The organism is Corynebacterium sp. ACRPO (genome assembly GCF_022347205.1).
GTDB lineage: Bacteria > Actinomycetota > Actinomycetes > Mycobacteriales > Mycobacteriaceae > Corynebacterium.
Window position 1 is genome coordinate 61515 of sequence record NZ_JAKRNE010000006.1, and the last position, 13784, is coordinate 75298.

14 protein-coding genes are annotated in these 13784 nt (G+C 64.6%); 11 read left to right on the forward strand and 3 right to left on the reverse strand.

Translation table 11 applies throughout. The features are described 5' to 3' along the window. Window positions 1–261 precede the first annotated feature (261 nt). From ssd to MHY22_RS05890, 8 genes are read left to right on the forward strand one after another with little or no spacing between them, the layout of a single operon-like run. Entirely contained in the window at window positions 262–1329 is a 1068-nt protein-coding gene (gene ssd, locus MHY22_RS05855) for a septum site-determining protein Ssd (RefSeq protein ID WP_239278485.1), read from the forward strand. Then, window positions 1326–2504 (forward strand): TadA family conjugal transfer-associated ATPase, encoded by a 1179-nt coding sequence (locus MHY22_RS05860; RefSeq protein WP_239278486.1) that lies wholly within the window; start codon window positions 1326–1328, stop codon window positions 2502–2504. Before ssd ends, MHY22_RS05860 begins: the two co-directional genes overlap by 4 nt. Beyond that, window positions 2497–3285, forward strand: coding sequence for a type II secretion protein F (locus tag MHY22_RS05865; RefSeq protein ID WP_239278487.1), 789 nt, complete (start codon window positions 2497–2499; stop codon window positions 3283–3285). Before MHY22_RS05860 ends, MHY22_RS05865 begins: the two co-directional genes overlap by 8 nt. Beyond that, on the forward strand, window positions 3282–3878 hold the full coding sequence (locus MHY22_RS05870) for a type II secretion system F family protein (RefSeq protein WP_239278488.1): 597 nt from the start codon (window positions 3282–3284) through the stop codon (window positions 3876–3878). Before MHY22_RS05865 ends, MHY22_RS05870 begins: the two co-directional genes overlap by 4 nt. A gap of 24 nt (window positions 3879–3902) precedes the next feature. Beyond that, window positions 3903–4091 (forward strand): DUF4244 domain-containing protein, encoded by a 189-nt coding sequence (locus MHY22_RS05875; protein ID WP_239278489.1) that lies wholly within the window; start codon window positions 3903–3905, stop codon window positions 4089–4091. A 55-nt stretch (window positions 4092–4146) separates the two neighbouring features. Next, window positions 4147–4461 (forward strand): hypothetical protein, encoded by a 315-nt coding sequence (locus MHY22_RS05880; RefSeq protein ID WP_005323101.1) that lies wholly within the window; start codon window positions 4147–4149, stop codon window positions 4459–4461. Next, entirely contained in the window at window positions 4454–4780 is a 327-nt protein-coding gene (locus MHY22_RS05885) for an Rv3654c family TadE-like protein (protein WP_239278490.1), read from the forward strand. Before MHY22_RS05880 ends, MHY22_RS05885 begins: the two co-directional genes overlap by 8 nt. Further along, window positions 4777–5130: a hypothetical protein gene (locus MHY22_RS05890; RefSeq protein ID WP_239278491.1), complete on the forward strand. Its 354-nt coding sequence runs from the start codon at window positions 4777–4779 to the stop codon at window positions 5128–5130. Before MHY22_RS05885 ends, MHY22_RS05890 begins: the two co-directional genes overlap by 4 nt. 201 nt (window positions 5131–5331) lie before the next feature. Here MHY22_RS05890 and MHY22_RS05895 read toward each other — a convergent pair whose 3' ends face one another. Continuing rightward, window positions 5332–7695 carry a DEAD/DEAH box helicase gene (locus MHY22_RS05895; RefSeq protein ID WP_239278493.1) on the reverse strand — a complete coding sequence of 788 codons (2364 nt, stop codon included), beginning with the start codon at window positions 7693–7695 and terminating at the stop codon, window positions 5332–5334. Between the two features lie 176 nt (window positions 7696–7871). Here MHY22_RS05895 and MHY22_RS05900 point away from each other — a divergent pair, with 176 nt between their 5' ends. Continuing rightward, window positions 7872–8075: a cold-shock protein gene (locus MHY22_RS05900; protein ID WP_204610420.1), complete on the forward strand. Its 204-nt coding sequence runs from the start codon at window positions 7872–7874 to the stop codon at window positions 8073–8075. Between the two features lie 44 nt (window positions 8076–8119). Here the strand turns inward: MHY22_RS05900 and MHY22_RS05905 are convergent, their stop codons facing one another. Beyond that, window positions 8120–8749, reverse strand: a complete 630-nt coding sequence (locus MHY22_RS05905) for a DedA family protein (RefSeq protein ID WP_239278495.1) — start codon at window positions 8747–8749, stop codon at window positions 8120–8122. 248 nt (window positions 8750–8997) lie between these two features. Here MHY22_RS05905 and topA point away from each other — a divergent pair, with 248 nt between their 5' ends. Further along, window positions 8998–11973, forward strand: a complete 2976-nt coding sequence (gene topA, locus MHY22_RS05910) for a type I DNA topoisomerase (RefSeq protein WP_239278496.1) — start codon at window positions 8998–9000, stop codon at window positions 11971–11973. A gap of 18 nt (window positions 11974–11991) precedes the next feature. Continuing rightward, a complete protein-coding gene (locus tag MHY22_RS05915) occupies window positions 11992–12585 on the forward strand; it encodes a hypothetical protein (protein WP_239278497.1) in 594 nt (197 codons plus the stop codon). Here the strand turns inward: MHY22_RS05915 and MHY22_RS05920 are convergent. Further along, window positions 12535–13773 (reverse strand): DUF418 domain-containing protein, encoded by a 1239-nt coding sequence (locus tag MHY22_RS05920; protein WP_239278498.1) that lies wholly within the window; start codon window positions 13771–13773, stop codon window positions 12535–12537. The two genes, MHY22_RS05915 and MHY22_RS05920, sit on opposite strands and share 51 nt — an antisense overlap. Window positions 13774–13784: the final 11 nt, after the last annotated feature.

The following is a 13784-nucleotide window of genomic DNA, read 5'->3' on the forward strand; positions in this document are numbered from 1 at the left end:
ATAAGCCGTGCAAGGCCCCGATATACCGTGCGGCCTGCCCCGGCTCACCCCCCCGAGGCCGGGTTACTGACGGCCCGCGCGCACACCCCCCCCGATGCGCGGGCCGTCACCTATATCTACCGCCGTGCGGTGCCGGTTTTCCACAGATTTTTGGTTGAAACGACAACCAAATCGCGCCTACATGGTGACGTCTGGCGGGTTATCCACAGCGCTGCCGCGAGAGCCTCGTTGCGGTTGCGCGAATGCTTCAGGCTATGAGGCATGAACGCATTACACCCTGATTCCGCCGTCATCGTTGTCGCCATTGGTGACGAAGCGCTGCGCGCCGAGGCCGTTCACGCCGCGGCTGCTACCAGCCACGATGTGCTGACCGTAACCGATCCCCGCGATATCCCACGCAGCCTGCCCGGCGCCTATGCGGTGCTGGTTGATTCCCTCATGGCCCGCGTGGTGGCAGCAGCGCGGCGCACCCACACCGCGCCTGCGCCCGTGCTTTTCCTAGCCGCGGACCCCGGACCGATTGATTACGAGGCGGCGCTCGCCTGCCACGCGGAGAGCGCCTTTATCATCCCCGCCCAGGTGAAGGAGTTGCTGGCGAGCATTGCCGCTGCGGGCGCGCCGCAGGAAGCGCGGCCGGGCAGTGCGACCATCGCCGTGGTGGGCGCGAGCGGTGGAGTGGGTGCTTCGACCTTCGCGGCCGCGTTGGCCCGCGCCCAATGCGCAGCTGACGGTCGCGCCCTGCTTATCGACGCCCACCCATACTCCGGCGGCCTCGACCTCCTGCTCGGTGTAGAAGCGGAACCGGGGGCGCGCTGGCCGGAGCTTACCGTGGGAGATGGCAGCATCGATGCCGCCGATCTCTACCGCGCGCTGCCATCCACGCCTGATGGAGTAGCGGTGCTCTCGGCCGCGCGCAGCACCGTCGCGGATCCCTTCCGCTTGGACAAGGACCTGCTTGCGCGAGTGGTAGGGGCGGCCCATGCAGGCGAAGGGTTATGCGTGGTGGATTGCACCCCGGAGACCATCCCGGATGCTTGTACTCACGTGGTCATCGTGGCGGCCGCGGAGGTGCGCTCGGCCGCGTCGGCAGCACAACTTCTGGTGCGCTTCGATGCTGCGCGGCGCAGGTGCGTGGTGGTGCTGCGGCAACGCCAGTGGGCGTCGTTAAGCGCGGCGGAAGTAGAACGCTTCGTCCACAGCACGGTGCTGGCAGAATTGCCGACGCTCCGGGGCCTCACCCGCGCGGTAGAAATCGGCGGCCTGCCGCAGCGCCTCCCCACACCCTTGCGTAAAGCCGCCCGCGCGGTCCTCGAGGAGGTCGGCGCATGAGCGAGCATAAAGCAGCACAAGAAACGCTGGAAAAGATGCAGCGCATCATTGCCGCCGAGCCCGACGTGGTGCATGATGCGGCAGCCCTGGCCCGGCGCATTCGCGCAGAAGCCGGCGTGATTAGTGACGTCGCAGTGCTTGACTTGCTGCGCCGCCTGCGCCAAGACGCCACCGGGATGGGGCCTCTCGATGCGGTGCTGGGGCGCGAGGGCGTCACAGACGTCGTAGTCAACGGGCCGCACGCAGTATTCATGGACCGCGGCGAAGGCCTTGAGCGCACCGATATCACCTTCCGCGATGATGCCGAAGTCCGCCAGCTGGCCAGCCGGCTTGCGGCAGCTTCAGGCACGCGCCTCGATGATGCACAGCCTTTTGCCGATGGCCGCGTTACTCGCCCCGATGGTGTCGTGTTGCGCGTCCACGCCTTGCTGAGCCCGCCTGCGGTTGCCGGGACTTGCCTGAGCCTGCGCGTGCTGCGCCAAGCGCAGACCACCCTGCCCCAGCTTGTAGACAATGGCACGCTGCCAGAAGACATCGCAGCACTGCTGCGCGCCGTGGTAGACAAGCGGATTTCCTTCCTGGTCATCGGCGGCACTGGTTCCGGCAAAACCACCCTGCTCTCCGCGCTTTTGGGAACCGTCTCCGAGCGTGAACGCATCCTCGTTATCGAGGACACCGCCGAGCTCTCCCCACACCACCCGCACTGCGTCAGTGTGGTCTCGCGCCGGGCCAACGCGGAGGGAAGCGGCGAGGTCACGATGTCACAACTGCTGCGCCAAGCGCTGCGCATGCGGCCGGACCGCATCGTGGTGGGCGAGATCCGCGGCCGCGAGGTGGTGGATCTCCTCGCTGCGCTCAACACCGGCCACGACGGAGGCGCCGGCACGCTGCACGCCAATTCCCTCTTTGAAGTACCAGCCCGCATGGAGGCTCTCGCCGCCCTCGGTGGCTTGGACCGTGCGGCGCTGCACTCGCAATTGGCTGCGGCTGTGCACATGGTGCTGACCATGGAGCGCACCCCACAGGGCCGCCGCCTCGCCCATATCGGCGTGCTCGAGGGAAACCCAGTGACCCCGCGCATCATCTGGAGCGCCGAAGCTGGTCCGGCAGACGGCTTCGCGGAATTCTCCGCGCAGCTGCTGGGAGAGCATGCCGGGGAGGCCAGCCATGCTTAGCTACCTCATCCTTGCCGCTGCGCTGCTTATACCCGCGCCCTCGAGTGCCGGCCGCCTGGCCTCGGTCACGCGCCGGGTACAGACCAGCTCGGTGGTGATCTTAGGCGCAGTCTTTTGCGGCAGCCTGGTCTTCTACTCGGTGGGACGCATCAGCATTGCCATTGCCGCCGCCATTATCGCGTGGTGCGTGTCCTGGTACGTCAAAGACCTGGTGGCCGCGCGGGCGGAGCGGCGCGGCCGCGAGGGGCTGGCCGCTTACCTGGGCGTGGTCACCGCGGACCTGCGCGCAGGGGCGACCCTGGCTGGGGCGCTTGCCCGCGGCGTGGAGTCCCTTCCAGCCACCACCCCGCGCGAGGTATCCGCAGCACTAGAATCCACGGCCGCCCTCGCCGCGCGCGGTGCGCCGCCGCACATGGCGTTGATAGATGCGCAGGGCGGCAAGGCCCTGCCGGAACTTAACCGCCTAGGCCACCTATTAGAGCTGTCCACCTACCACGGCATTGCGGTGGCCAGCTTGCTCGACCAAGCGCAAAGCCGCCTCGACGCTTCCCGACGACACCAGCAATCCACCTCCGCCAGCCTGCAAGGACCCCAGGCCACCGCCACGGTGCTCGCGTGCCTGCCCATAGCTGGCATCGCCATGGGAGGGGCCATGGGCGCCAACTCGCTCGGCTTCCTTTTAGGCGGCGGATTGGGTGGCATTCTCCTCGTGGTGGGCGTGGCGCTGGCCTGCTGCGGATTCGCCTGGTCGCGCGTCATTATCCGGAAGGCGGCCGCATGACCCCGCTCATCTTTATCGCCCTCGCCGCCCTCATTGGCCTGCCGCCGCACACCGCCCGCCTGGCACCTGCCAGCGCAACCGAGACCACCGCCAAGACCCCGCGCGATGGCCCGAACGCGCGCGGGGGACTGATAAGCAAGCTCAAGCCCGCAGCACCGCTGGATCCGCTGGCAGTAGCTGGCGACGTCGAACTTTTCGCAGCATGCCTGGCCGCAGGGCTATCCGTGCACGGCGCTACCACCGCGGTGACCCGCACCGCGGATGTCCAGACCAAGGAACTGTGGGAGACCGTCGCTGCGCTACTCGGTGTGGGCGTTCCCGCGCAGTCCGCGTGGGGCCACATGAAGGGCCATGCGGGGCTGGAGGACTTAGCGCAGCTTGTCATCATGTCGGGCCAATCCGGCGCCACCATCGCGGCCGGATGCCACCGAATCTGTACTTCTTTGCGCGCGGAAGCATCCGCCCACGCCACGGCGCAGGCGGAGCGCGCAGGAGTATTTATCGCCCTCCCGCTGGCGGTGTGCTTCCTGCCAGCATTCATCGTTCTAGGACTTGCGCCCGTAGTTATCAGTTTGGGCGCGCAACTTCTCTAAATCTCACATGAAAGGACACTAATCATGCATGCACTTAATAAGTATTTTCAGCTCATCCGTAATGACGAGGGGATGAGCACCATCGAATATGCCATGGGATCTTTGGCGGCCGCCGCGCTTGCCGGGGTGCTCTACATGGTCATCAACGGCGGCGGGGTGGTCGATGCCATCGAGGGCATCATTACCGACGCCCTCTCGAATACCCCGAGCTAGCGACGCTCTTTAACCGCGGCCGGCGGGCCCAGCCTGCCGGCAGAAAGGAGGAATGATGCACAGGGTATTTGATGACGATGGCTCCGTGACCATCGAGGCCGCCTTGGCTTTAAGCTCCCTGGTCTTGGTCGCGGCGGGAATCGTGGGTGCCATTGCCACGCTGGCATCTTATATCGCCGCGGTGGATATGGCGGGCGCGGCCGCGCGTTCGCACGCCATCGGCGTCGAATACCATCCCCCGCGCGAGGATGCCCAGGTCAGCGTGGAAGAAAGCGGTGGGTTGGTGAGGGCGTCGGTAAGCGTCGATGCCCCCGTCGGCACCATGCGCTCCGAGGCGGTATTTCCGGCCGAGGTGGGCGGAAATGAGTAGGCCAAGGCGCTGCGGCGAGGAAGGCTATGCCACCATTGCCGCGGCCGGCATCATCGTCGCCATCGTGAGCCTGCTGCTTATCGTGGCGGCAGTGGGCTCGCGCGTGGCCGCGCGCCACGAGGCCCAAGTGGCGGCCGACCTCGCGGCGGTTGCCGGTGCCTGGGCCCTCGCTACGGGTGAAGATGCTTGCACCGCCGCGCACGATACCGCCGAGCTTAACGACGCCACCTTAGGAACCTGCACCGAATCCGGCCGCGACGTCATCGTTACCGCTGCGGTCCGTGGTCGGTCCACTCAAGCGAAGGCCGGGCCGGTATGACCTGGCAGGAAGCAGTAGTGCGCCTTATCCCCACCGCAGTGGCAGCCGTAGCAGGCTTCATCGCTTGGCGGGAATACCGCCGAAAGGTACGCGAAGAAATCAAATCGGACCATAGGCGGGAACAAGATAGATGGTGGGGAATTGTGCAGTGGTGTATCGATAAGACTGACTCGGCGGAAAGCGCCGAAAGAATTACTGGATGGTATTTTCTCCCCACTATTCTGGGATTATTATCGGACGTTGAAGGAGATTCCCCTTTTATCAACACACTGTGGGATTTTGCCCAAGAGTTTAAAGAGGGTGAGCTCGACAAATCTGCCCCGAAAGAAGAAAGAGGCGATGCGAGATGAGGCATCCGCAAGGCTCGCCTTTTTATGAGCCGAATCCGGAAGTGCGGCGCACTCGCGCACGTGCAGCGGCGGAAATTCAGCGCATAATATTGGAGCGGTTTCCTCATCGGCGTGAGGAGCTATTGCAGCGCAGTGCGGACTATGAACACGCGCGGGCGCAGCGAGTAAATGAAGAAAAAGGCAGAACCGCTTAAGTTGCGGCTAGCTCTGCGTCATGGTGACCAGCGCACCCAGTAGCTTGATGGCGCCGTCCTTGCTCAGCGGGTTATTTCCGTTACCGCACTTGGGCGATTGCACGCACGACGGGCAACCGGCTTCGCACGGACAAGAGCGCACCGCCTCGAAGGTGGCCTCGATCCATTCGGGGAAGCGGCGAAAGCCTTCCTCAGCGAAACCGGCGCCGCCGGGGTGGCCGTCGTAGACAAAGACGGTGGGCAGCTGCGTATCGGGGTGCAGCGCGGTGGACACGCCGCCAATGTCCCAGCGGTCGCAGGTGGCGATAAGTGGTAGCAGGCCGATCGCGGCGTGCTCGGCCGCGTGCAAGGTGCCGGGCGTATCGGAGGCGGTAACTCCCATCGCGGAAAGCGCCATCGGATCGATGGTGTAGGCCACCGCCCGGGTGACCAGGCGCTGTTCGGGGAGATCGAGGGGGATATCGTCGCCAATGGTGCCGTCGGCAAGCCGCACCTGGTAGCCGGTGACGCGGTCGGTGACCTCCACCTCTACGTCCGCCACCCATAGTCCTGGGGAGTAATTGACCAGGTTATCGGCCTCGCGCAGGATGCGGATATCCGTGGTGGAGCGCGGAGTCGTGGAATAGTCCGGGGCCTCGGGGCGGGCCAGCGCCAGGTAATCGCTGAGGATGAGCTCCTCAATGACAAAACTTTCGCCCTGGTGCAGGTACACCGCGCCGGGGTGGACTTGGCTGGTGGCGCGGGCGGCGTCGATGGTGCCGAGCAGGCGGCCGTCGGAGGAATCCACAATCATGACTTCCTCGCCCGCTCCACCGCGCAGCGAAACCGCGGTATGTGCCGTCTCCGGGGAGAGCTCTTCCGGCGTATGGGCAGGGATGGGCACGGCGAACCAGCCGCGCTCGCGGCGGCGCAGCAGGCCAGATTCGGCCAGCTGGTGAACCACATCCTGCGCGCCCCAGGCGGCAATCGTGGCATCATCCAGCGGCTTTTCTACCGCGGCGCAATAGACGTGGCCGAAGAGGATATACGGATTGGCCGGGTTGAAAACGCTGGCCTCCACGGGCCGACCCAGCAGTGCCTCCGGATGGTGGACCAGGTAGGTATCCATCGGCTCGTCGCGGGCGATGAGCACCACGAGCGAGCCTTGCCCGCGGCGGCCGGCGCGCCCTGCCTGTTGCCAAAAACTTGCGACGGTCCCCGGGAAACCGGCCGTGACCACGGCATCGAGCCCACCGACGTCGATACCCAGCTCGAGGGCGGAGGTGGTGGCGACGCCGAGCAAGGAGGCGTCGTCAAGCGCGCGCTCCAACTTGCGGCGGTCCTCGGCCAGGTAACCGGCGCGGTAGGCGGCGATGCGCTGGGCAAAATCGGGCCGGCCGAGGCTACCGGAGAGCACCTCGGCCGCGCGCATGGCCACCACCTCGGCCGAGCGGCGCGAACGCACAAAGGTCATGGTGCGCGCGCCCTCGGCGATGAAGGAGGCCATCATCTCGGCCGCCTCGGTGGTGGCGGCGCGGCGCACCGGCGCCCCGTGCTCGCCCTCGGCGCCCTCGATAAAGCCCGGCTCCCATAGCGCCACGGTGCGCGCGCCGGTGGGGGCGGTGTCCTCCGTAATCGCGCGGGCAGGTCGGCCGGTAAGGCGCTGCGCGTGCCGGCCTGGGTCCTTCATGGTGGCCGAGGCATAAATTACCGTCGGCCGCGAGCCATAGTGCGCGCACAGGCGCAGCAGGCGCCGCAGCACCAGCGCCACGTTCGCGCCAAAAACGCCTCGGTAGGAATGGCATTCATCAATGACGATGAACTCCAGGTGCCGCAGCAGCCGCGCCCATCGCGCGTGCGCCGCCAGCAGCGACATATGCACCATATCTGGGTTGGAGAAAATGAACCGCGAATGATCGCGCACGCCCGCGCGGGATTCCTGCGGCGTATCGCCGTCATAAGGCGAGGGCACCACGCCCTTGAGCGCCGGAATGCCCCGGCACAGCTCGAGCACCGCCTGCAGCTGGTCCGAGCCCAGCGCCTTGGTCGGGGTGAGATACAGCGCGCAGGCGGTCGGCTTTTGCGCTAGCCGGCTCAGAATGGGCAACTGGTAGCCCAGGGACTTACCCGAGGACGTACCGGTAGAAATCACCGCATCCTCGCCGGCCCAGGCCGCCTGCGCCAGCTCGGCTTGGTGGCTGTACAGCTTGCCGACGCCCCCATCGACCAGCTTTTCCTTCAATTCCGGCAGCACCCATTCGGGCCACTCGGCATACTGCGCGCGCTGCGGCGGCAGGGTGGTGTGAAATGTGAGAGTGGACTCATCGAGGCGGCGCTGGATGAACTCGAGGAGCTCTTCTCCCAGGGGATTATCCGTTTCCGGGTGAGCCAATTTCTACCCCCTCATGAGTTAGGCCTATCGCTTTGGCGTGGAACGTGTCACACTTATATGAGGCCAATGATGTCTTGGTGCGGTGTTTACACTTTAAGGTACTGCTAAAGGACGCATTTACCGAACCCCTCGGCGCGGAATCGCCGCACCGCCAATCAAGAAAAGGACTGCACACCATGGCACAAGGAACCGTTAAGTGGTTTAACTCTGAAAAGGGCTACGGCTTCATCGAGCGCGCGGACGGCGAAGGCGATATCTTCGTCCACTACTCCGAGATCCAGGGCAGCGGCTTTCGCACCCTAGAAGAAAACCAGCAGGTCACCTTCGAGGTAGGCTCCGGCCCGAAGGGCGAGCAGGCCCAGTCCGTGTCCGTAGTTTAGGCGGCCGGCTCCCCTGCTCAGGCCTTTCTGCTCAGGCCTTCCTGCTACGGCGTTTCGGCGTAGCCGCGGCGGGTATCCCACCACTCGGTGAACTTATTCTGCAGTTTCTGCAGGCCCACGCCGATGACCACGGCGGCGATGATGCTGACCACCACCGCCAGCACCGGCGAATTGGAAAAGGCCATGCCGCCCAGGTAGCCGATGGCGAGCGCCTCGGCTGCCCAGAGCGCGACGCCGATGGTGTCGAAGAAGACAAAGACGAGCCACGGGAAGCGCATCGACCCCAGCAGGATGGTCATAAACAGGCGCGCTGAAGGAATGAAGCGGGCAATAATAATGGCCGCACCGCCGCCGCGGCGCATATTGCGCTTGACCCAGTTGAGCCCCTCGTAGGCCTTCGATCCCTTAGGTACGCGCTGGAGCAGGGGCATGAAGCGCGTGCCCAGCAGGAAACAGAGATTATCGCCCATCATGGCGGCAATGAGCGCCACGAAAAACATGGTGGGCAGGTGCGGAAAGCCCTGGGAGCCGGACCAGGCGCCGGCCATATTGAGCGGGATTTCAGAAGGCAGCACGGGGAAGAAGCAGTCACCAAAGATCAGTACGCCCACCAGCGGGTAGATCCACTCTGTGGACATGACGGATTCGATCCACATAGTGATGGTGTCAACCATGAATACTCCCCGGGCGTCGTCTTGGGTGTGCTATCGTGCCCCACAATGCTTTCACAGCTACTGGGCGTTCTAAGTAGGCCAGTATAGACCCGTTCCGTGGGGGTACATAGTGCCCCTGAAAACGGCCTTTTGGCAGAACCGCGTATATGGTGCGAGAAAGGAAACGCAGATCAACTGTGTACGCTAGGGGCGATTGCTGAAAGCGTGCATACCTTATTGTTCGCATCATCGAAAGGGATGAAGTCGAAGTGGCAGAAGCAGCCGGGCCGGGAAAGACCTTGGTGATCGTCGAGTCGGCGACGAAGGCGAAGAAGATTCAGCCTTACCTCGGAGACAACTACATCGTGGAGGCCTCCGTGGGCCATATCCGCGATCTTCCCCGTGGCGCTGCGGACGTGCCGGCTAAGTATAAGAAGGAATCCTGGGCGCGCCTCGGCGTGAACCCGGAAGATGACTTCGCCCCGCTGTACGTGGTGAGCCCCGATAAAAAGAAGAAGGTCGCGGACCTCAAGTCCAAGCTGAAGCAGTGCGACCAGCTCTACCTCGCAACAGACCCCGACCGCGAGGGAGAGGCCATCGCCTGGCACCTACTCGAGGTCCTCAAGCCCAAGGTGCCGGTGCGCCGCATGGTCTTCAACGAGATCACCAAGTCCGCGATCCTAGAGGCCGCGGATAATACCCGCGATCTGGATTACAACCTTATCGACGCCCAGGAAACCCGCCGCATCCTCGACCGCCTCTACGGCTATGAGGTCTCCCCGGTGCTGTGGAAGAAGGTCATGCCGCGGCTTTCTGCCGGCCGCGTGCAGTCGGTGGCCACCCGCGTCATCGTCGAGCGTGAGCGCGAGCGCATGGCGTTTATCCCCGCGGACTACTGGGATCTGGCCGCCACGCTAGATACCGGCGCTGCGGACGCGGACAACCCTGCTACTTTCGACGCCCGCCTCACGGCCGTCAATAGCAAGCGCGTGGCCTTGGGCCGCGACTTTGATGACCGCGGAAACGTCAAGAGTAAGGACGTCATCGTCATCACCGAGCCGCAGGCCAAGGCCTTGGAGTCTGCGCTCCAAGGCGCGGGCATGGAAGTCGCTGGGGTCGAACACAAGCCCTATACGCGCAAGCCCTATGCGCCGTTTATGACCTCGACGCTGCAGCAGGAGGCCGGCCGCCGCCTGCACTTTACCTCTGAGCGCACCATGCGCATTGCGCAGCGACTGTACGAAAACGGCCACATTACTTATATGCGTACGGACTCCACCTCGCTCTCCAAGCAGGGCCTGTCCGCCGCGCGCAACTCCGCTACCAGCATCTATGGCGCAGAGTACGTCTCTGATTCCCCGCGTGTATATGACCGCAAGGTGAAAAACTCCCAGGAGGCTCACGAGGCCATCCGCCCGGCCGGCGAGTCCTTCGCCACCCCGGGCCAGCTCTCCGGCCAGTTGGATGCGGAGGAGTTTAAGCTCTATGACCTGATTTGGAAGCGCACCGTTGCCTCGCAGATGGCCGATGCCAAGGGAACCTCGATGAAGGTCACCGTAGCCGGTACCGCCGCCACCGAAAAGGGCAGCTACGACGTGGAATTTTCCGCCACCGGCCGCACCATTACCTTCCCCGGCTTCCTGAAGGCCTACGGCGCGGACGACGCCAAGGGGGACAAGAAGGGCGAGACCCGCCTACCGCACTTGGAGGAGGGTCGCGCCCTGATCGCCAAGGAGGTCTCCGCCGAGGGCCACTCCACCAACCCGCCGGCGCGCTATACCGAGGCCAGCCTGGTCAAGAAGATGGAGGATCTGGGCATCGGCCGTCCGTCCACCTACGCGTCCATTATCAAGACCATCCAGGACCGCGGCTATGTGGTCTCGCGCGGCAATGCGCTGGTGCCTTCCTGGGTTGCCTTCGCCGTCGTGGGCCTATTGGAGGAAAACTTCACCGAGTTGGTGGACTATGACTTCACCTCTTCCATGGAAGACGAGCTAGACCAGATTGCCACCGGCATCGAGGACGGCACCGCCTGGCTAAACGGCTTCTACTTTGGCAACGCCGAGGCCAACGAGCAGAAGGCGGCCTCCATCGCCCGTCACGGCGGCTTGAAGTCGCTTATCGACGTCAACCTGGAAGCCATCGACGCCCGCAAGGTCAACTCCCTGCGCCTCTACACTGACACCGAGGGCCGCGACGTCTTCGTCCGCGTGGGCCGCTACGGCCCGTATATCGAGCGTGCCGTTGGTACCAACGATGACGGAAGCATTGAGTATCAGCGCGCTAACCTGTCCGAAACCGTCACCCCGGATGGCCTGAATGAGGAGCTGGCGGAAAAGCTCTTCGCCACTCCGCAGGGCGGCCGCGAGCTGGGCGAGAACCCGGAAAACGGCCGCATGATTGTGGCCAAGGAGGGCCGCTTCGGACCGTACGTTACCGAGGTCGTCCGCGAGGATGAGCGGGAGAAGGCCGAGGGTGAGGCCGAGGAGGTCGTCGCCAAGGAGCGCGCCGAGGAGGACAAGCAACGCGCCGAGGAAGGCAAGCGTGCCAAGAATTGGGAAACCAAGACGGCCGCAAAGCAGAAGGAAAAGCGCGTCAAGGAGTACATCGAGAACAAGCTCAAGCCGGGTACGGCGTCGCTGTTTAGCTCCATGGAACCCTCCACCGTGACTTTGGAGGAGGCCCTCAAGCTGCTTTCCCTGCCGCGCGAGGTGGGTGAGGACGACGGCGTGATGATCACCGCGCAGAACGGCCGCTATGGCCCGTATCTGAAGAAGGGGACCGATTCGCGCTCGCTGGCTAAGGAAGAGCAGATCTTCACCGTCACCTTGGACGAGGCCCGCCGCATCTACGCCGAGCCGAAGCGTCGCGGCCGCGCAGCGGCTCAGCCGCCGATTAAGCAGCTGGGTGATAACGACGTCTCCGGCAAGCCCATGACCGTCAAGGACGGCCGCTTCGGCCCGTATGTCACCGATGGCACCACCAATGCCTCCCTGCGCCGCGGCGATGACCCGGAGCAGCTTACCGACGCCCGCGCGAACGAACTCCTTTCCGAGCGCCGCGCCAAGGAAGCTTCCGGCGAGACCAAGAAGAAGTCCACCAAGAAGTCCTCTAAGAAGACGACGAAGAAGAAGGCAACCAAGAAGGCCACCAAAAAGTCCACGAAGAAGGCTGGAAAGAAGGCGACTAAGAAGCCTTCGCCCGGTACGAAGAACGTGGTAAAGGCCGGCTCGCGCAAGAAGTAACCGCGTAAGGTGGCGGGCATGAAGGATTTTCTTGCCCGCACCCGAGAAGGCGCCGCGGCCCTGTGGCGCGCCGTCACCATCAAAACGCGGCCGCAGCTTTTGGCCTCGGTACGCGAAGAGCCCGCCGTTGGCGCCGGAGTTGTAGCCGGAGCTATTGGCCAGGTGGAAAAGGCCCGCCGGCTGACCCGTCCTTCGGCGCTTGGCGTGGCGGCCGTAACGGCGAACCACGCCGCCTATGCGTGGAGCCTATATCGTCGCGGCGCGCGCAATGATGCTCTGGGCTGGGGCCTGCGCGCGGCAGCATGGTGCGCGGGCGTTGCCGCCACTCGCACACAGCCGACGGCCGCCGCGGTCGCGGTGGGCGGCGCGGCGGTGCTCACGACCTCGGCAATGGCGGGAGATCCGGCGCTGCGCACCGATGCTGGCAAAGGCATGAGCCACGGCGCCAACCTGCTCGTTGCGGCCGAGGGGCTGACGGCCCTGCGCGCGGCGCTCGCGCAGCACTATCGCGGTAAGCGGAAGCAGGGGGCGCGCTTGTTATGCGCGGCCGAGGCGGGTGCCCTAGCGGTCGGCCACCTGCTGCTGATTGATGGCCTGTGCCGCACGCGGTAGCTGCGGCTGCATCGTCGGACCATAGGACAGGCGGCGGTGCACCGCCTCGAACGGCCCGCGGAGGTCGAAGACTTCCAGCACGCAGGCCCCGATAAGCGTAGCCAACCACACCGCGAAGGCCAGCGCGGCCTGGCCGAAGGCGCCCAGATCGTGGCCGAAGTTCAGCGTGAATGGGTGCACGAGGCAGAAAAAGAGGATGGACTGCCCTACGTAGCCGCTCATGGAGCGCTTGCCCAGCGCCGCGAAGGGCCACAGTACCGCGGGCAGCGGTGCGCCAGCCGAGAGCCTTTCTTGCACTGGCTGCAGCACCAACGCGAGCCCGGCCAGGATGCCGGGGCCAGTGAAGACGCCGAGGAAAGAGTTGGCATTATTGGCCGCATTGGCCCAGCGCTGCTCGATGACCCCAAGCGTGCTCAAAGACCACAAGGTACCGATAACCACGGTAATGACCACCGCGACGGCGACCCAGCGCAGGAGGGTGGAGCGGTGAGAGGGGACGTCGGCAAGCACGCCTTGGCGCGCCCACACAAAGCCCACCAGCATGACGGGCAGGTACATCAATAAAATGATCGGCGTGGCCAAAGCCTGGCTGCCTAAGGTGACAAGCTGGCTGAGCAGCAAATCGGGGTAGGACTCGATGGTGCCGATGCCTTCCGTAGCCACCACGCCGCGGGGATCCATAGCGCCGGAAATGAAGGCCACAATCCCGCCCAGCGCGCACAGTGCGAATAGAATATAGGCCACGAGCATGAGGGAGGAATCCCGCTTGCGCAGCAGGAATGCAATTACGATTCCGGCCGCGCCATAGAAGAACATGATGTCGCCCCAAAACAGCAGCACCATATGCACCGCACCCATCACTGCCAAGAAGGCATAGCGCTTGGCGATGACCCTGCGTGCCCCCTGCACCGGAAACCCGCGCCGCCACAGGCTCAGCGCAATGAGCCCCACGCCAAAGCCGAGCAGGGTAGAAAACATGGGCAGGCCGCGGTTGTGGACAAAGAAGGCACCGAAGACGACGGCCGCCTTATCCCACGCGCTGCCATCGATGATGCCGCCGAAATAGCTGCCCGGCCGGTCGGTGGTGATGATCCATGCCGTGGTCATATTGGCCATGGCGATGCCTAGAAGGGCCATGCCGCGCGCCACATCGGGCACGATCATGCGGGGCCGGGGAGCTGAGCTCACTGAAAAACCTC